Source organism: Desulfitobacterium hafniense DCB-2 (assembly GCF_000021925.1).
In the GTDB taxonomy this organism is placed as follows: Bacteria; Bacillota; Desulfitobacteriia; order Desulfitobacteriales; family Desulfitobacteriaceae; genus Desulfitobacterium; species Desulfitobacterium hafniense.
Genome location: NC_011830.1, coordinates 60,776 through 78,300 on the forward strand (window position 1 = coordinate 60,776; position 17,525 = coordinate 78,300).

The following is a 17,525-nucleotide window of genomic DNA, read 5'->3' on the forward strand; positions in this document are numbered from 1 at the left end:
GAAGAAAATGTGTTGAATTTAGGTCATAAATTGCTTCAGTATGAAGCTCAGAAGCTGATTTCCTTTCATACTCCAGGACATAAAGGAAAAGCGGAATTTTTTACGGATTTGCATTTTCCCGATCAGGATCTTACAGAACTGCCGGGCTTGGATATGCTGCACTCCCCCGCGGGGGTGATTGCTCAGGCTCAGGCCCGGGCTGCCGCTGTGTATCAAAGTGATGCCAGCTTTTATCTGATCAATGGGGCAACGGTGGGCAACCAAGGGATGTTCATGGCTTTGGCCGGTACCGGGAAGCGGGGAAAGGACCTGCAGCTGCCTAAGGTTCTGGTGGAGAGGCAGTCCCACCGTTCTGTGTTTTCGGCTTTGGTGTTATCGGGATGTGAACCGGAATATATCCCCAGTGTGGTTCATCCGGAGTTCGGGCTGCCCTTGGGACTGAAATCCATTGCTGAAGTGGATTTGGGTGAATTTCTGGGGGTTCATCTGACCTATCCCGGCTATTATGGGACCTTGCCGGATTTGGCAATGATCGCGGCCCAAAGGGATCGCCAGGCAGTTCAAGTGAGCATTTTGGTGGATCAGGCTCATGGTTCCCATTATTTGAGCCCGCTCTTCCCCAAAGGAGCCCTGGCTTATGGGGCGGATCTGGTGCTGTGCAGCACCCATAAGACCTTAAGCGCCTTGACTCAGGCGGCGATGCTTCATGTACAGGGCTCGCGGATTCCCTTGTCCGCTCTTAAGGAGGCTCTTGAGCTGCTGCAATCTTCCAGCCCCAGTTATCTCCTGATGGCTTCTTTGGAAAGGGCTGTCGAACATGCTTTGGAAAGCAGGCGCTGGGAGCTGCTTCATGAAGCGGTGCAGGAACTGCATCACCGTGTGGGCGGATCCTTGCGGATCTTAAACCCTCAGGATGTAGGGACTTACGGGATTGCTGGACTGGATTGGACGAAGATCATGATCAATACCCAAAGACTGGGGGTTGCGGCTCCCCGTTGTGTAGAGCATTTGCGTAAGAGTTATGGAATTGACCCTGAATTATGGGATGACAAAAATATTTTATTTCTGTTAGGGATTGGCAATACTCCCGAAGAGGTAGAGATCCTTACCAAGGGTTTATTAAGCTTAGCAAGCCTGAACAAAGATGTCGTGGCATCTCCCGAGGAGATGGTTTTCGAGATTCCTCTGCCGCCGGTCAGACTCACTCCCCGCCAAGCCTATTTTGCCCGGAAGCGCAAGATCCCCCTTGCGGAGAGTGTGGGGCACATCGTGGGTGAGAGCATTTCCCCCTATCCCCCAGGCATTCCTTGGATTGTGATGGGAGAAGAGATGACTCCTGAGATCTTAGAGCTTCTGACCCGGCATAAGGGGCGCTGGCAAGGCTGGGAGGATGCAGGCCAAGGAGTCTGGATCATCGAGGAGGTTTAATGTGAATATTGCACTTCACCTGATTGAAAAAGCAGCTCAGGAGGGACGGCTTGCTCATTTGCTGCTCTTTCACGGCGGGAGTGGCCCGGAGAGACGCAAGGCGGGACTGGAGATTGCCCGGAGGATCAATTGCACTTCGGGTCAGGACGCGCCTTGTGGGCATTGTCCCTCCTGCAAGAAGATTCTTTCCGGGAACCATCCGGATGTGGAGGTAGTCAAGCCTGCCAAGGCATCCATAGGGATCGAGCAGATTCTGGATTGGCAGGAGCGGGTTTATCGCAAGCATTATGAGGGAAACTATAAAGTCTTTATCCTTGAAGAAGCGGATAAGTTAACGATTCCTGCAGCCAATGCCTTGCTCAAGGTCATTGAGGAGCCGCCGGAAAGAACTCTGATCGTGCTGAGCGCTCAAAATGCCGAAGTTCTTTTGCCCACTATTCAGAGCAGGGCCCAGGCGGTTTACTTCCCCTTCAGAGGGGAGGAGGAATGGCTGAAATCCCTTGAAGAGTCCCTCGATCCCTGGGAAGCCCGGGAGGCTTTTCGCCTGAGCAGCCATAACCCTGAACTGGCTTATGAGATTCTGACTCTGGGAGTGGAGAAGGTCAAGGAGTGGATTCGAGGGTTTGAACAAGCGGTGGAGGAGGGGGATTTTCTTAAACTTTTCCCTCTTTTTCCCGTAGAGAAAAAAGAAGCTGAGCTATATTTGCACATCCTGGCCTTAGGGATAGCTCAAAAACATCAAGTCAATCCCCAGGCTATGCTGGCTGTGGGCAAAGCTATCGAGCAGATTCAAATGCAGGCTAACCCCAGATTGGTGATCGAAGGATTAGCTTTAAAATTATTTCAGTAAGGAGGGAATCAGAATGGTTGAGGTCGTGGGGGTTCGTTTTAAGCGGGCCGGTAAAATATATTATTTTTCTACAGGGGATCTTGCCCTGAATGCCAATGATAAAGTGATCGTGGAAACCGCCCGGGGAGTCGAGTATGGAGAGTGCGTTCTGGCACCCCGTCAGGTACCTGAAGCAGATGTGGTCATGCCTTTAAAACCGGTGATCCGCAAGGCTACTCCTGAGGATGAGCGGATTGTTGAGGTCAATCGCACCAAGGAGAAGGAAGCTTTTGACATCTGCCTGAAGAAAATAGGAGATCATCAGCTGCCGATGAAGCTGGTGGATGTGGAATATACTTTTGATGGGAACAAAATTATTTTTTCCTTTACGGCAGAAGGTCGGGTGGATTTCCGGGAGCTGGTTAAAGATCTGGCCTCGATCTTTCGGACCCGCATTGAACTTCGCCAGATTGGGGTTCGGGATGAAGCCAAAATGCTGGGCGGGATCGGTTCCTGTGGCAGAGTGCTGTGCTGCTCCAGCTTTTTAGGAGATTTTGAACCTGTATCCATTCGCATGGCCAAGGATCAGAAGCTCTCTCTTAATCCAACGAAAATATCAGGGATTTGCGGTCGCCTTATGTGCTGCCTGAAATATGAGAATGGGGCTTATGATGAGTCTCACTGCAAAGGTCAGTGCGGAAAACAATGCCATCAGCGGGAAGAAGATATCCTGGTTCTCAGCGAGGAATCGGTACTCAAGGCTTTGGAAGAGCAAGAGCTTAAGGGAGAACGGGGTTCTGCCGTACCGACCGCCGGGAAGGGGCGTCAAGAGGGACGCCATAAGAAAGGAGAAAAGAACAGAGGGAAGAGTGAGAAGGTATGAGTCAATTAAGCCAAGCCTTAACGGAAGTGGAGGAGAAGCTTAACTCTTTGATCGAAGAAGTGCAGCGTTTGCTGCCCTATGTTAAAAGCCTGGAAGATGAGAATGCCAGGCTGAAGCGTGAGCTATGTGCCCTGCCTGAGAAGGAAAGGTCGAGGGTCATTGCCAATGCTGAGCATCTTCAGGGCGTTGCCCATGATAATTTGGAACGACTCTATCGGGAAGGGTTCCATGTTTGTCATCTTCATTTTGGACAGCCTTTAGAGGAGGGGGATTGCCTCTTCTGTATGGGCTTTTTGCGTAAAGATTAAGTAAGATGGGAGCGGTTCTTTTGGCTACGGTTCAGAGGGGTACCCTCTATATCTGCGGGACACCCATCGGCAATCTGGGGGATATCACCTTGAGGGCCTTGGAAGTGCTTAAGGGTGTGGATCTCATCGCGGCGGAGGATACCCGTCATTCCCGCAAGCTCCTGGATCACTTTGGCATTGCCACGCCCCTGACCAGTTATCATGAACATAACGAAAAAGGGAAAGCCCTGGAACTGGTCAGAAGATTGGAGCAGGGGGAAGCCATCGCTTTAATCTCCGATGCGGGAATGCCGGGGATATCGGATCCGGGTCAGGAAGTGATTCAGCTATGCCTGGAAAAAGGCATACCCTTGGATGTCTTGCCGGGAGCCAATGCCGGACTGACGGCTTTGCTGCTTTCCGGGATGCCCAATGATCATTTTTTATTTCATGGCTTTTTGCCATCCCAATCCGGTGCCCGTAAGAAAGAATTGCAGAATTATGCCCAGCTGCCTTTTACCCAGATTTTCTATGAGGCGCCCCACCGCTTAGTGGCCACCTTAGAGGACTTGTGGGAAGTTTTCGGAGAGCGGGAGACGGCGGTGGTCCGGGAGATTACCAAGCTTCATCAAAGCGTCCATAAGGGGACGTTGAGCACCCTTATCCATGAATTTAAAGACACTGCCCCCCGCGGGGAAATCTGTGTCCTGACTTCCCCTTATATCCCCGTCCCGCCGACAGGAGGGGAAAAGGAATGGCGTCAGGAAGTGCAGGAGCTTACTGAGCAAGGGATGAAACCCAATGATGCTATGAAAGTAGTTGCTCAAAAATACGGAGTGAGCAAGCGTGAGGTTTATCAAGCGGTTCTCTCTCAAAAAAAGAATTAAAGAGAGACAATGGCAAGATGCTTCCAAGAAATATAAAAAAATCTGCCTAAAAAGAGAAAGAAGGCTTTACGCCTTCTATTATGTAGAATTATAATTTCTAATGAGGTTGCTTCTTTTGGCCTTAGGGTGAAATTAAACAGCTTCGGGCTGATTGCCTGATGCAGCTTCGCCCATGGCAGTGGCGCATTCACGGCAGACGTTTTTTCCACGGAAAATTTGAACATCTGTAGCGTTATTACAAAATACACAAGCAGGTTCATATTTTTTGAGAATGATCTTTTCTTGGTCTACATAAATTTCCAGAGCGTCTTTTTCATCGATTCCCAGGGTTCTGCGCAATTCGATAGGTAATACCACCCGACCCAGTTCGTCGACTTTTCTCACTATACCAGTTGATTTCATCACGAGTCCTCCTCTAAACTACATCTTTCGACACAATGTAACACCCTTATGATACCAATGGTACCATTTAAAGTCAACGGTTTTTTGTAAGAAAAATGGAATTTTTTTCAGGAATATTTCTCATGCTAATGAAAAAGTGTCGTCCGGGTCGCGTGGCTTTACGCACAACGCGTACTCCATAGCTCCGGGGCTGGTTCACCCGCTTTCTTAACAGCTCCGCCAAACCTCTGGGTAATACCTGATGTGAACCAGTGGCTACGCTAGGTTAAGAAAGCTTTGTTCACCCGACCGCCCCTCCGCTAAATCCGTACGCTTTTGTGCGCAAAGCCACGTCTTGCGGGCTTCTCTTTCAGTTTTTCTTTGGGGCTCATCTACAGAGACTTTCATGAGGGGAGCCGACCATGCCGCTTAAGCGGCGTCGGTAAGGCCGGAAAAGCGGCTCGGATCAAGCTGCTTCCCGATATTTCCCACAACGCCTGCCTTCTCAAACCCGAAAAGCAGCCCAAGGATTTTGATTTACAGCAGGGAAGCGAATTTAAGCGAGCGGGAACAAAACTTCGCGAAAAGCCTGCAGCGGAGTCGGGTTGGAAACAGGACGTTTCCAACCGGCCATTGAGCAGGAGCGATTTGGCCACGAAACCCGGACGAGGGTTTCGCCCAAGCCGCCGCGCTACAGAGAAATACTTGGCGGCGCAGGTGGACCCGACGGAGCGGAGGGCTTGAGCGGTAGTTTTGTCCGCGTAGCTTATGGAGCGACCGGTGTAAATCAAAATCCTGGAGAGCTAACTTTCGGCCCAGAATAGACCCTGCACAGAAACTTTTTACCCAGCCCCGTTTGCAGGACCCCCTCCCGGATGATACTATTAATAACCAGGACAAGCCGCAAGCAATGCTGACCGCAGCGGCCCCCTCCTGAAAGAGAGGAAGGTTAACATTGAAATACTATATTACGACACCGATTTTTTACCCCAATGCCAGCCCCCACATTGGGACGGCTTACACTACGGTAGCTGCCGATGCCTTTGCCCGCTATCACCGGCTGAAAGGCCATGATGTGTACTTTCTGACCGGTACCGATGAGAACGCCCAGAAGATTGTGCGCACGGCTGAAAGCCAGGGCATGGAGCCTTTAGCTTATGTGGACGGGGTGGTGGAACGGTTCAAAGCCTTGTGGGAGGAACTGGATATCTCCTATGATGACTTTATCCGCACCACAGAAGAACGTCACCATGAGGTGGTCAAAAAGATTTTTACCAAGCTCTATGAGCAAGGGGATATTTATAAATCAGAGTATGAAGGCTGGTATTGCACGCCCTGTGAAACCTTCTGGACGGAAAATAAGCTCATGGATGGCAAATGTCCCAATCCGGATTGTGGACGGGATGTGGAATTGCTGAAGGAAGAAAGCTACTTTTTCAAGCTTTCTAAATATCAGGATGCACTTTTACGCCATATCAAGGATCATCCGGACTTTATTCAGCCTGCTTCCCGCCGCAATGAAATGATTAAGTTTATCGAGGGGGGCTTGGAGGATCTCTGTGTTTCCCGCACCACCTTCCAATGGGGAATCCAGGTTCCTTTTAATCCCAAGCATGTGGTCTATGTCTGGCTGGATGCCCTGATTAACTATATTTCTGCTTTGGGCTATCCCGACGGGGAGTTGTATCAACGCTATTGGCCGGCGGAAGTTCATCTGATGGGCAAGGACATTGTCCGCTTCCATGCCGTGATTTGGCCGATTATTTTAATGGCTTTGGATGTTCCCCTGCCTAAAGTGGTCTACGGCCATGGCTGGTACCTCAGCAAAGAAGGGGGCAAGATTTCCAAGTCCCGGGGCAATGTTCAGGATTCCTTTGAGTTGATCCGCCGTTATGGCTCCGATGCCATTCGTTACTTCCTGCTCAGGGAAATGCAGGTGGGAACCGACGGGGCTTATTCGGAAGACTCCTTGGTGGAACGGTTAAACAGTGACTTGGCCAATGACTTGGGGAACTTCGTGTCCCGCAGTCTGGCGATGATCGTCAAATATCGGGGCGGTGTGATACCCAAGGCCGCCGAACCCACAGAACTTGAAGCAGAGCTCAGGGCCTTAGGGCAGGAGGTCGTTGCCAAAGTGGAAGAGCGGCTGGAAGCTCATGATCCGGCAGGGGCTCTGGAAAACCTTTGGCGTCTGGTCTCCCGCATGAATAAATATGTGGATGAGACTGCTCCCTGGACCCTGGCCAAGCAAGAGGGGCAGCAGGCTCGTCTGGACACGGTACTCCATACCTTTGCTGAGGCTATCCGCATTCTGGGTATCCTTTGCGCCCCCTTTATGCCTAAGCTTACCGGGAAGATGTTCCGGCAATGCGGCATCAGTGATGAGCTGCTCGCCTGGGAAGCTGCCAAAGAGTGGGCTGTTCTGGGAGAAGGAATCCAAGTGCAGCGGGGAGAAGCGCTGTTCCCCCGTATTGATCTGGCACAATTCAGTGTTGAAGAGGAGAAAGCATCTGTGAACGAAATCAAGGAAACTCCAACAGTTGAAGAAAATAAAGTGGAATTTGAGCCGATTAAGGAAGAAATCAGCATCGATGATTTCGCCAAAATCGATCTGCGGGTGGCCAAGGTTCTCCACGCGGAAAAAGTGGAGAAAACCGATAAACTTTTAAAACTGGAAATTGAGGTGGCCGGCAAACCCCGCACCATCGTCTCGGGAATTGCCCAGCATTATGCACCGGAGGATTTAGTGGGCAAGCATGTGGTCATCGTCGCCAACCTAAAGCCGGCAAAATTGCGGGGAATCACTTCGGAAGGGATGATCCTGGCGGCTTCTCATGAAGGAGTTCTGGAAGTCCTGGTCCTGGATAAGGAACTTCCGGCAGGAGCACGAGTCAAATGATCTGGGATACACACGCCCATCTGGATGATCCCCGCTATCAAGGGGATTTCCAGGGGGTTCTGGACAATATGGCCCGGGCTCACATTACCAGGGTCACCAATGTAGGCTATGACCTGCCTTCCTCAGAACGCTCGGTTCGTTTGGCCCACCAGTATGACGCCGTTTATGCCGCCGTAGGGGTTCATCCCCATGATGCCCAAGGAGCAGCCGAGGAAACCTGGGAGAGTTTGACCCAACTGGCCCGGGAAGATAAGGTGATCGCCTGGGGAGAAATCGGGCTGGATTATTATCGGGATCTCTCTCCCCGCAAAATTCAGCAGGAGGTGTTTATCCGCCAGATTGAGTTGGCGGATCAAGCAGGACTCCCCATCATTATCCACAATCGGGATGCCCATCAGGATCTTTTAGAGATCGTGAAGGCCCATACTCCGAAAAAAGGCGGGGTGTTCCACTGCTATTCGGGATCCTGGGAAATGGCTAAGCTCATCCTTAACTTAGGGTTTTATATCTCCTTTGCCGGACCCCTTACCTTTAAAAATGCCCGGCATACGGTGGAGGTGGCTGAGAAAGTTCCTCTGGACCGTTTCCTGGTGGAGACGGATTCTCCCTATCTTACTCCGGAGCCTTACCGCGGCAAGCGCAATGAGCCGGCTTATGTGCGGCAGGTGGTGGAGCGGTTCGCGACCATCCGGGGTCTGGAGGTTGAGGAAGCGGCGAGGCTGGCTTTTGAGAATGGGAATAGGTTATTTGGGCTGTAAGATCAAAGCAAAGCATAAGCCGGCATAGGCCGGATATCATGGCACAAATCCTGGGGGAATGTCTCCGGGATTTGTGCTTTCTTTATGTTTTTTAAGTTGAAACCCACCGGCTTTGCCTTGTATGAATGGGTGAAAAGCTCCATGACTTCAGCCGGGAAGGACAAGAGAAGTTCTTTTTTTTCCCTTGCTTACATAACGTTTAGCAGGGGGGAATAGTATGTATTCATTACCTATAGCTACCTATACGGATTATTGGCGCTTAGCGAAAAACCGTAGTCTGACCATGGGTGGAACCTTGGTATTGGCAGGAAGCACATTGCTTTATGCTCCGGCGGATGCCTTTCCCAAAAGAATGGAACTAACCCTGCCTGTATTTGAAAGGAACAGCCAAAGCCCAGCTTCTGCTCCCGGCAGCCAAGCTTTGGGGAGGGAGGAAACTCTCCTGAATCCGGAGGGAACAGAGCTTCCTTTGACGGAGGGGATAGGGACTGCCGAGGGGGGTGGGGTGGAAATTGGCCAGATAGCCATGACCTATCGCATCGAAGATGTGGAAGTTCCCATCAATACGGAGTATATAGAGTCGGACCGTGTGCTTCCCGGCACGAGCCAGGTTCAGGAGGAGGGCCAGGTAGGGATAGAGCGCCAGGTCATCCGCAGGACCACCATAGGGGGAGAGCTCAGCGATGAACAGATCGTCAATCAATTTTTCCTCAATGCCCCCAAGAAGAGGGTGGTGATCCAGAATACCAGGCCTGTGGAGCGGAGTGATGTGGATCTCAGCCAATACACTGTCCTTAAGACCTTCGAAGTGGAGGCTACGGCCTATACCTATACAGGCAACCCGACGGCGACGGGAGTCTGGCCCCGGGAAGGGTTGATTGCGGTGGATCCGCGGGTGATCCCTTTAGGAACTGAGGTTTATGTGGAAGGCTATGGGCATGCCATAGCTGCCGATACAGGGGGGGCGATTAAAGGGAATATTATCGATGTCTTTTTTCCCAGTTTACAGCGCTGCATTCAATGGGGAAGAAGGCCGGTAGTCATCCATATTCTGGATAATAAATAAGAAAATGGAAAATATAACCAAAAAGCTTTGACAGATGAGGGAGATTTGGTTAAAATAATGGGGTAGGTCAGAGTTAAATTATGGAGGGATGAGATGTTAGAGAAGACACGAACTTCGGTCTTTTCCCTAGTTCGTAGCTCCCGTAAAGCCCAAATCTCCGTTACATTACTGACTGTGGCATTCATCGTAGCATCAGTATTTTTGTTAAAAGCCAAGACGGTCACCGTTGAGATTGATGGAGGAAAACAGAGCCTCACAACCCTCTACTCAACCGTCGGTGCAGCTCTTGAACACTCAAGGCTTGGTATTTACCCCGAGGATATCGTAGAACCGAATCGCGAGACGGATATCGCGAAAGGATTAGAGATTAAGATTACGCGTAGCCTCCCTGTGGAGTTGACAGTGGACGGGGAAACGTATCCGGCTCGGACCCCTGCGCCCACTGTGGGTGAGGCCCTGGTTGATTTATCAAATCGTTTGGGATTGGATCTCAAGGTAACGGATGAGGTTAATCTCCATCGAGAGGCTGTCCTGGTAGCCGATGCTAAACTTGAGGTTCGGCGGGCAGTTCCTGTTAAGGTCAAAGTCGATGGGAAAGAAATTGATACTTATTTAGCCCCGCGCACAGTAGAAGAAGCTTTGGAGAAGCTTGACATTGTTTTAAACGAGAAGGATAAGGTATCTCTACCAATGAAGCACATGATAGAAGCTGAAGACGAGATTCAAGTGGTTCGGGTAGAGGAAAAAATCGAGACCATGACCAACGAGATTCCCTATCAGACGGTTGCTCAGCCGGCAGATTTTCCAATAGGATTGCCGGATAAGGTTGTGACAAAAGGGGTAAACGGCCAGCATGAGCAGACGGTGAAGATCACCATGGAAGATGGGATCGAAGTCGCACGAGAGGTTTTGCAGCAGGAGGTTTTACGGGCTCCTGTGAATCAAGTGGTTTCACGAGGATCGCAGACCACCATTTCCCGTGGTGGCAAAACCATTGAATTTAAACGCGCTTATTTGATGAGGGCTTCCGCCTATTCGGGCGGCGGAAGGACAGCAACAGGACATAACGTTCGCTACGGAGTTATTGCCGTAGATCCGCGAGTGATTCCTTTAGGAACAGAAGTTTATGTGGATGGATATGGTGAGGCAGTCGCACTGGACACCGGGGGTGCGATTAAAGGAAACCGGGTTGATTTATATATGAATACGGAAGAGTCCTGCTGGTCTTGGGGGGTTCGTTCCGTAGTGGTTTATGTGAAATAAGGGAAGCTTGACAGGCAGTTCATAAACCATTCAATAATTAAGGAAAACAAATATGAAAGTGACCTACACAACTTTCGAGATTAAGATATAAGCAATCAAACCATGAGGTTCTTCGAAATAAAGTCGAAGGGCCTCATTTTTCTATATCCAGCATCATATTATCTAAAGGAAACCGGCTGGCAGTGGCAAAGAAAATCAAGGGGGGAGCGGATTGCGAAGACCCATAGTAATTCCTGGCAGACAGACTCAGGGAATGGCGATCATAATCGTCCTGACCGTGATGTTTGGATTAGTTCTTTCCGTATTCTATCAAGGTTCGGCGGCAGTTCTGGGACCTCTCGAAACAAAGTATAAGGTTGTGGTCGATGCAGGTCATGGCGGTTATGATCCGGGGGCGATCACGAAGCAGGGCGTTTATGAAAAAGAAATCAATCTGGAAATGGCCAAGCGGGTGAAGGAGCTGCTGGAGCCTGCCGGTATCGAGGTTATTCTGACCCGGGAAGAGGATATTGATTATGTCCCGGAAGGGGTTCGGGGCAGGCAGTCCAAGAAGCAGGCCGATCTTAACCATCGAATCTCCTTAGCTGCCGAAGCGGAGGCCGATACTCTGATCAGCTTGCATCTGAATGCAACACCCTCGGGACGAAATACCGGTGCCGAAACCTTCTATTATTTTGATTCCGAAGAGGGGAAACGATTAGCAGAAACGATTCAGCAGGAGCTTATCAAAGTTCCGGGAATGAATCGCAGGATTGCCAAGCCGGGGGATTTTTATCTTATCAAAAATGCTCCTATGCCTGCGGTCATTGTCGAGCTGGGCTATATCAGCAATCCCAAAGAATTTGCCAGGCTGCGGCAGTCCTGGTATCAGGATCAGTTGGCTCAGGCTGTGGCTAAAGGTGTAGCCAATTATTTCGGTTTGCCTTAAGTTTACAAATTTTCTCGGATATTGATACGCTTGGATAGTCGGCTCCTTGCCGGGAAAAATAAAAGAAAAGAAATCTTCAGCGATTTTTGTTGATTTCTAAAGGGATCCCTTCCTAATGTAAAATAGTGGATTGGGATTCCGGCAATACTTATACATAAGGACAATTGAAGAGGGGACAATAAAGTCAGTGACCGAATCAAGATGAAGGAGTTGATCTCAGAATGAAGCGGTTTCTGACTTTAAATTTAATAGCTGTTTTGGTATTGAGTTTTAGCTTGGTTGGGTGTAATACAGCGCAGCAGCAAAACACCCAAGCACCGAATCAGATCGCCACGGAAAGCGGCGAACCTCCAAAAGCTGAGGCAGAGACTCGTCAGGATGTTCTAGGGGAAGAGAAACGGGTGGTCATGGGTTTCTATACGGACCCTGAAGGAGAGATCCCCGGCTCCAAGGAATCAATGATGAAGAACATCAAATTGATGGATGAGGTTTCCTTCTTCTGGTATAGTTTTGATGCCAATGGAAAAATTCTCACCACAGGGAAAAAAGATCTCAGCATTAAAGAAGCAGCGCAAAAGAATGGAGCTAAAGCCTACGCTTTAATTCATAATATGCGCGGCGGCCTCTTCGATGCCAACCTGGCCCACAGTGTGTTCGCCAATCCTCAGACCCGCTCTAAGTTTATCAACAATATTGTGCAACTGGTTATCAATGAGAAATGGGATGGTGTGGCCATTGATATTGAAAAGACACCACCCGCTGACCGCAACAACTTCACAGCCTTCTTAGGTGAGCTTCACGGTGCCTTAAAGGCTAAAGACAAGGTGCTCAACGTCTCCATTCCGGCTAAGTTTATCGATTACCCATCCGACCTTTGGTCCGGGGCTTATGATTATGCTTCCATCGGTAAAAATGCCGACCAAATCGTGCTGATGACCTATGACGAGCATGGACTGGGAACCACCCATGGACCCATATCCTCCCACGCCTGGGTCAATAAAGTCATCTCCTATGCAGTGACCAAAATCCCCAGGGAAAAAATCGTCTTAGGACTTCCTGTCTACTCCTTTGACTGGGGTTCCAACAAGCCCACCATGCCCGACTATCTCTCTTATGAGCAAAGCATGGCCCGTGCCAAAAAACATGGGGTGGAAGTTGGCTATGATGAAGAGCATAAAGTTCCCTGGTATACCTACACAGCCAATGGTGTCCGTCATGAAGTATACTTTGAAAACAAGCAAAGCCTGCAGCCCAAGATGGAATATGCCCGGGAGCATAAGCTTCATGGCGTAGCTATCTGGAGATTGGGGATGGAAGATCCCTCCATCTGGGACAGCTTGGTCAAGACTTACGGAACCAATAAAAATAAGAAATAACCAATCAGGCTGATCTGAAAGAAGACACACGGTAAGGAGCAGGAGAAATCTCTTCTGCTCCTTACTTTTTTGCAGTGTGCTTATTTGTGAAATCAGTGCAGGTAGGTTAAGATAGAAAAGATAAGGGAGGAATTGTTGGCAAAGATGATTGAAGAGTTAATCGTGGTGGAAGGTAAAAATGATGCTCATGCGGTGCGCAGAGCTTTAGGAAATGTGGATATACTGTGGACAGAGGGTTATGGGTTAACCCAGGAAAAATTAGCTTACATTGCTGAGGCAGCCAAGCGCTGCGGTGTGATCGTATTGACAGATCCGGATTCCGTAGGGGAACAAATCCGGGAACGGATCCGGCGGCAGGTGCCGGAAGCCAAGCATGTTTATTTGTCCAAAAAGGATGCCCGCTCTCCCAAGGATGATGATATTGGTGTAGAAAATGCCAGTCCTGAAGACATTCAAAAGGCGTTCCAAAAGATCAGGACGGATACACTTTATTCCGAACCAAAGAACAATGAATACCCAACTGCAGGAACCTCATTCACAATGAAGGATTTGCTGGAAGCAGGGCTGGCGGGATTGAGTCATTCGGCAGAACGACGCCTGGCAGTGGGAAAGATCTTAGGTATCGGGGATGCTAACGCCAAGCAATTTTTGCGGCGCTTAAATCGGTTTGGCATCACCCACGAGGAGTTCAATAAGGCGGTTAGGGAGGCTATTCATGGAGAACGCAGCGAATTATACCCGGCGCATCCTTAAGGGCGGTGCCAAAGCCCACAAATCCTTAGGACAGAATTTTTTGATGGATGACCGGGTCATCGAGGCTATCGCAGCCGCCAGTATTAAAGACCCGGAAATCCCCGTCGTCGAGATTGGACCGGGATTGGGAGTCCTGACCCGGGTCTTGGCCCAAAAAGCGCAAAAAGTGTGGGCGGTAGAGCTGGACCGGGGGAAAGTGAATCTATTGCAGAGAGAGCTCCAGGGGCTGCCCGTAGATATTCTCAATATGGATGCCCTAAAGCTGGATTTGAAGGATATCTGGGGCACAGGAAAAGGTGTGCTGGTGGGAAATCTCCCTTATTACATTACCAGCCCCCTGTTGATGCATTTTTTGGAGCAGAAGGACTCCCTCGCCAGTATGGTGGTCATGGTCCAAAAAGAAGTGGCGGATCGTTTGGTCGCCAAACCCGGCGGCAAGGATTATGGGATTCTTTCCATAGCGGCCCAGGTCTCAGCCCAAGGGGAGAAACTCTTTGAAGTACCGCCTCAGGCCTTTTGGCCGGCGCCTAAAGTCACTTCAGCCGTGGTGCGCTTTGAGCTGCGCTCTTATCCGGGATTCAGGGTAAAGGAAAAGGACTTCTTCCGGGTGGTTAAAGCCGCCTTTAGTCAAAGGCGCAAAACCTTAGGGAATTCCTTGGCCGGAGGACTTGGTCTCCCTAAGCAGCAGATCGGGGAGATTCTGGCCGCAGCCGGTGTGGATGAACAGAGAAGAGCGGAAACTTTAAGCATAGATGAGTTTCAAGCGGTGACGGAAGCTGTTATGAAAAATTTAGACTGAAGTACCAGAACTCAATAAGTGGCAAAAGAAGAACAGCCATGACATGGGGAGTCTATCAGAGTGGATAGCTTAACAGTCGTGGCTGTTTTCATTGCGACCCTGTAGGGAGGAAAAGATGGTTAAAAAATATAATTACCGTCCTGGTAGGGAGAAAAAGAGCAGAACAATAAAGAAAGTACAACACCGGCATCCATCCGAATATCTGAATGACTTGGAAGAATGGCAACGGTATCAATACGATCCGGGACATTATCTCGGCGGCAACATACATCCTCAATTAAAATATGCCTCAGGGACCAAGGCCGGAAAGTACTTTGCGGCTCTTTGTTTAATGCTGGGAGTTATCTCCGGCATTGGCACGGTATTTACCTTCATTGAGGGAGTGGGAAATATCCTGGCTTTATTAATGACCTTGTTATTCATCAGTGTTGGCCTTACTTGTTTTGGAGGCAGCAAAGAATAGCCAGGGGAGCAAGAATTCCGTCTATTCATCTCTGTACTCGCTATGATAGAATAGAGACGAAGGAGGGTGCGGCTATGGAAGAAGAATTATTAAGACAAATTCTGACCCAGTTGCAAGGCTTAACTTCTGAAGTGCAGGGCGTAAAAGATGAAATACAGGATTTGCAGGGTTTGAAGGGTGAAGTGCAGGGCCTAACAGGTGAAATGCAAGGTTTAAAAGGTGAAGTACAGGGTTTAAAGTCTGATGTACAGGGTTTAAAGTCTGATGTACAGGGCTTAAAGTCTGAAGTGCAGGCAATCAAGGATAGCCAGGAAAGAATGGAAAGTGATCTGAGTATTCTGCAGTATGATGTGGGCAATCTCAAGAGAGACGTAAAAGATATTAAGCGTGATCTTGGCCATGTCTGGACCGATATCAAGCACTTTGATAATCGTCTGGCAGCTCAGAAAGAAAAAGTTGATAAACTTATAAAATAATATGTTATACAAAAAGCAGCAAACCGCTAAGGATTTGCTGCTTTATTACTAAGTTCTGTTTTGTGTTTAGATGCCTCCTGCTTACTTAGCCGGATCGGCACCTTTGGCTTTAGCCTCTTCTTCAGGTGTAGGGATGCCTAAAATCTTTCCGGAGTGATCCCGCCCTAAGAAGAAATTAGACCATGAGGAAGTTTGGTACAAATCCCAATTGGCGGGAGGGATATGATGGGAATCCAGATCCCCTTCTTCATCGTATTTTTTCAGGCGGGCATAGGCTCTGACATAAATACATTGCTTCTGGTTGGGATAAACCTCACACCAGCCCTGATAGCTGCCGCCGCAGGCCCCGTTTCTTTGATTCTTGGGACATTGGGACATGGGACAGAGATAAGCCAGTTCAAACATGGCGCAGTCTCCGCAGTCTTTACAGTCGTTGGTGATGACTTTAGCCAGATGCTCCAAGCCGTGCTTGCGGTTATCCTTGCGCCCTTTATAAATCTTGCGCATGACAGGGAAGAAGTTTTTGCCGGGGGTGAAGAGCATGCTGTGCATCAGGCGCATCCCGCTGTAAGCCACTCCTACAGGGGCATCCAGGGGCAGGTTCTTCCGATTGACGGGTGTGGTGGTATTCAGGCCGGTTTTGGGATCTTTTTCATAATAATAGAATCCATTGGGCATAGGATAATCAAACTCAGGTACCAGGGCCAGCCAGTCTTTGCTGAGCTCCTCGCCCTTTTCGATCACATACTCCACTTGCTCATACTTGATATTATGACCGCCGATATGAACACCGGCAAAGCCCATCCCTTTCATGAGAGCATACATCTTGGCGGCTCTCAACAAGCGGGCGCTTACTCCTTTATCTTCAGCGGTTCTCTCCTTATCGATTTCAGCCAGGAGCTTATCCGTGACCACACAGCCCGGCAGTTGATTCTGGTTCATAATCTTGGCTGCACCGAAGGGGAGAATATAGATATTGCCCACAAGAGGAACATTAAGGTCATTAAGCTTCATGAACTGGAGAACTTCATGGATTTTTCGTGCATCATAGCCAAGCTGAGTGACAATAAACTGAGCTCCGCTGGTCACCTTTTTCTTCAGTTTATAATACTGGACCATTTGCTCGGCTTCGGTGCCTTTAAAAGGAGAAACGGCGGCACCGGCAAAGAAATCACTGGGCTGATGATAAGACATGCCTTTAGGGCCTGGGATGCCAAGTCCCTCATTCATCTGGGCGATAAGTTCTAAGGTATGGGTGGGATCAAGGTCAAAAACCGGTTTGGGCCGGCCTTTAAAGCCGGAGACCGTATAATCCCCGGTCATGACCAAAAGGCTGCGGACTTCGGCCCGATCAAGGGCATAAAGCTGGCTTTCCATTTGATTGCGGTTTTTATCCTTACAGGTGAAATGGACAAGGGGTTCTATCCCCAGCTTAAGAATCTCCTGACCAAGATAATCGGCGAGAATAGCAGGGTTGCCGCCGGGGTTATCGGTAATGGTCAGGGCATGAACCTTGCCGCCTTTAGCTGCCTGCTCTGCAGCAAGCAATGCACTTTCTTGAGCTTTTTCACGTGCTCCTCTCCCTGGGACCAGCTCCCAAGTGACGGAGAGGGTATTAGGGTCCAACAAAGACTGTTTAAAACGGTTCTCCATTTCTATCCCTTTCCCTTCTCTAAATGTTTTTTCCACCTTATCTATTGGATTTAGTCTCCGGGATTCCGTATTGCCTCCTTCCTCACAGAGATAAATCCAGTCTAAGCATGTCAATATAATTGTATAACAATTTGGACAATTCTTTCAATTGAAAAATAAATTTTTTTAAAGAAATTTTCTGTGCAAATAAGTTCAGAATATTCTTGCCAAAAGTGTACTTTTTAGTAATAATACAAAGTAAAATAGAGCTATTTTAATTTTAAATTGTTTGTCCTATTTTGTTGAGTGGTATATCCTCCCAAGGGACAAAATTTGGAATTAACAATCTACTCCAAATATTACACTACCCGCAACATCTTTTCAATGCATCAAAAGTGAAGAGATTACTCGAAAATG

18 protein-coding genes are annotated in these 17,525 nt (G+C 49.1%); 16 read left to right on the plus strand and 2 right to left on the minus strand.

All coding sequences use genetic code 11. From position 1 onward, the window contains the following. Window positions 1-9 precede the first annotated feature (9 nt). Genes DHAF_RS00320 through rsmI form a run of 5 tightly spaced genes read left to right on the plus strand, consistent with a single transcriptional unit; the run spans window position 10 to window position 4,314 of the window. Window positions 10-1,428 (plus strand): aminotransferase class I/II-fold pyridoxal phosphate-dependent enzyme, encoded by a 1,419-nt coding sequence (locus DHAF_RS00320; RefSeq protein WP_015942552.1) that lies wholly within the window; start codon window positions 10-12, stop codon window positions 1,426-1,428. A 1-nt stretch (window position 1,429) separates the two neighbouring features. Beyond that, on the plus strand, window positions 1,430-2,278 hold the full coding sequence (locus DHAF_RS00325; RefSeq protein ID WP_015942553.1) for a DNA polymerase III subunit: 849 nt from the start codon (window positions 1,430-1,432) through the stop codon (window positions 2,276-2,278). Window positions 2,279-2,291: 13 nt separating this feature from the next. Further along, complete coding sequence (locus DHAF_RS00330; RefSeq protein WP_005815014.1) at window positions 2,292-3,140, plus strand: PSP1 domain-containing protein; 849 nt, start codon at window positions 2,292-2,294, stop codon at window positions 3,138-3,140. Then, a complete protein-coding gene (locus DHAF_RS00335; protein ID WP_015942554.1) occupies window positions 3,137-3,448 on the plus strand; it encodes an initiation-control protein YabA in 312 nt (103 codons plus the stop codon). Before DHAF_RS00330 ends, DHAF_RS00335 begins: the two co-directional genes overlap by 4 nt. Window positions 3,449-3,453: 5 nt before the next feature. Beyond that, window positions 3,454-4,314 (plus strand): 16S rRNA (cytidine(1402)-2'-O)-methyltransferase, encoded by an 861-nt coding sequence (gene rsmI, locus DHAF_RS00340; protein WP_005815011.1) that lies wholly within the window; start codon window positions 3,454-3,456, stop codon window positions 4,312-4,314. Window positions 4,315-4,446: 132 nt separating this feature from the next. Here the strand turns inward: rsmI and DHAF_RS00345 are convergent, their stop codons facing one another. Then, window positions 4,447-4,716: an AbrB/MazE/SpoVT family DNA-binding domain-containing protein gene (locus DHAF_RS00345; RefSeq protein ID WP_005815009.1), complete on the minus strand. Its 270-nt coding sequence runs from the start codon at window positions 4,714-4,716 to the stop codon at window positions 4,447-4,449. Between the two features lie 584 nt (window positions 4,717-5,300). On the opposite strand from DHAF_RS00345, the gene DHAF_RS26650 reads away from it, so the two are divergent. The 11 genes from DHAF_RS26650 to DHAF_RS00400 all read left to right on the plus strand — a co-directional run bounded on the left by DHAF_RS26650 (window position 5,301) and on the right by DHAF_RS00400 (window position 15,476). Continuing rightward, on the plus strand, window positions 5,301-5,519 hold the full coding sequence (locus DHAF_RS26650; protein WP_015942555.1) for a hypothetical protein: 219 nt from the start codon (window positions 5,301-5,303) through the stop codon (window positions 5,517-5,519). 131 nt (window positions 5,520-5,650) lie between these two features. Then, window positions 5,651-7,594 (plus strand): methionine--tRNA ligase, encoded by a 1,944-nt coding sequence (metG, locus tag DHAF_RS00355; RefSeq protein ID WP_015942556.1) that lies wholly within the window; start codon window positions 5,651-5,653, stop codon window positions 7,592-7,594. Next, entirely contained in the window at window positions 7,591-8,352 is a 762-nt protein-coding gene (locus tag DHAF_RS00360; protein WP_005815002.1) for a TatD family hydrolase, read from the plus strand. Before metG ends, DHAF_RS00360 begins: the two co-directional genes overlap by 4 nt. Before the next feature lie 217 nt (window positions 8,353-8,569). Continuing rightward, window positions 8,570-9,418, plus strand: a complete 849-nt coding sequence (locus DHAF_RS00365; RefSeq protein ID WP_015942557.1) for a G5 and 3D domain-containing protein — start codon at window positions 8,570-8,572, stop codon at window positions 9,416-9,418. Between the two features lie 93 nt (window positions 9,419-9,511). Next, entirely contained in the window at window positions 9,512-10,681 is a 1,170-nt protein-coding gene (locus DHAF_RS00370) for a 3D domain-containing protein (RefSeq protein WP_005814996.1), read from the plus strand. Window positions 10,682-10,892: 211 nt separating this feature from the next. Continuing rightward, window positions 10,893-11,609, plus strand: a complete 717-nt coding sequence (locus tag DHAF_RS00375; RefSeq protein WP_011458906.1) for an N-acetylmuramoyl-L-alanine amidase family protein — start codon at window positions 10,893-10,895, stop codon at window positions 11,607-11,609. A 221-nt stretch (window positions 11,610-11,830) separates the two neighbouring features. Then, entirely contained in the window at window positions 11,831-12,985 is a 1,155-nt protein-coding gene (locus tag DHAF_RS00380; protein WP_005814992.1) for a glycosyl hydrolase family 18 protein, read from the plus strand. Between the two features lie 144 nt (window positions 12,986-13,129). Beyond that, window positions 13,130-13,738, plus strand: a complete 609-nt coding sequence (rnmV, locus tag DHAF_RS00385; protein ID WP_005814991.1) for a ribonuclease M5 — start codon at window positions 13,130-13,132, stop codon at window positions 13,736-13,738. Continuing rightward, on the plus strand, window positions 13,701-14,537 hold the full coding sequence (gene rsmA / locus DHAF_RS00390; RefSeq protein WP_005814989.1) for a 16S rRNA (adenine(1518)-N(6)/adenine(1519)-N(6))-dimethyltransferase RsmA: 837 nt from the start codon (window positions 13,701-13,703) through the stop codon (window positions 14,535-14,537). The genes rnmV and rsmA overlap by 38 nt, the downstream gene beginning before the upstream one ends. A gap of 115 nt (window positions 14,538-14,652) precedes the next feature. Next, on the plus strand, window positions 14,653-15,000 hold the full coding sequence (locus DHAF_RS00395) for a hypothetical protein (RefSeq protein ID WP_005814987.1): 348 nt from the start codon (window positions 14,653-14,655) through the stop codon (window positions 14,998-15,000). A 74-nt stretch (window positions 15,001-15,074) separates the two neighbouring features. After that, the gene (locus tag DHAF_RS00400) at window positions 15,075-15,476 is read left to right on the plus strand and encodes a hypothetical protein (RefSeq protein WP_005814985.1); all 402 of its coding nucleotides are present in this window, start codon (window positions 15,075-15,077) and stop codon (window positions 15,474-15,476) included. A gap of 81 nt (window positions 15,477-15,557) precedes the next feature. On the opposite strand, the gene DHAF_RS00405 is transcribed toward DHAF_RS00400, so the two are convergent. Then, window positions 15,558-17,129 carry a methylenetetrahydrofolate reductase C-terminal domain-containing protein gene (locus tag DHAF_RS00405; protein ID WP_015942559.1) on the minus strand — a complete coding sequence of 524 codons (1,572 nt, stop codon included), beginning with the start codon at window positions 17,127-17,129 and terminating at the stop codon, window positions 15,558-15,560. Window positions 17,130-17,525 lie beyond the last annotated feature (396 nt).

What these genes read in the sequence shown, in the direction of transcription:
- DHAF_RS00370 (WP_005814996.1), top strand. Translation starts at nt 9,512, where the DNA reads ATGTTAGAGAAGACACGAACTTCGGTCTTTTCCCTAGTTCGTAGCTCC.
- DHAF_RS00405 (WP_015942559.1), bottom strand. Translation starts at nt 17,129, where the DNA reads ATGGAGAACCGTTTTAAACAGTCTTTGTTGGACCCTAATACCCTCTCC.
- rsmA (WP_005814989.1), top strand. Translation starts at nt 13,701, where the DNA reads ATGGAGAACGCAGCGAATTATACCCGGCGCATCCTTAAGGGCGGTGCC.
- DHAF_RS00365 (WP_015942557.1), top strand. Translation starts at nt 8,570, where the DNA reads ATGTATTCATTACCTATAGCTACCTATACGGATTATTGGCGCTTAGCG.
- rnmV (WP_005814991.1), top strand. Translation starts at nt 13,130, where the DNA reads ATGATTGAAGAGTTAATCGTGGTGGAAGGTAAAAATGATGCTCATGCG.
- DHAF_RS00400 (WP_005814985.1), top strand. Translation starts at nt 15,075, where the DNA reads ATGGAAGAAGAATTATTAAGACAAATTCTGACCCAGTTGCAAGGCTTA.
- DHAF_RS00345 (WP_005815009.1), bottom strand. Translation starts at nt 4,716, where the DNA reads ATGAAATCAACTGGTATAGTGAGAAAAGTCGACGAACTGGGTCGGGTG.
- rsmI (WP_005815011.1), top strand. Translation starts at nt 3,454, where the DNA reads ATGGGAGCGGTTCTTTTGGCTACGGTTCAGAGGGGTACCCTCTATATC.
- DHAF_RS00395 (WP_005814987.1), top strand. Translation starts at nt 14,653, where the DNA reads ATGGTTAAAAAATATAATTACCGTCCTGGTAGGGAGAAAAAGAGCAGA.
- DHAF_RS00335 (WP_015942554.1), top strand. Translation starts at nt 3,137, where the DNA reads ATGAGTCAATTAAGCCAAGCCTTAACGGAAGTGGAGGAGAAGCTTAAC.
- DHAF_RS00360 (WP_005815002.1), top strand. Translation starts at nt 7,591, where the DNA reads ATGATCTGGGATACACACGCCCATCTGGATGATCCCCGCTATCAAGGG.
- DHAF_RS00380 (WP_005814992.1), top strand. Translation starts at nt 11,831, where the DNA reads ATGAAGCGGTTTCTGACTTTAAATTTAATAGCTGTTTTGGTATTGAGT.
- DHAF_RS00330 (WP_005815014.1), top strand. Translation starts at nt 2,292, where the DNA reads ATGGTTGAGGTCGTGGGGGTTCGTTTTAAGCGGGCCGGTAAAATATAT.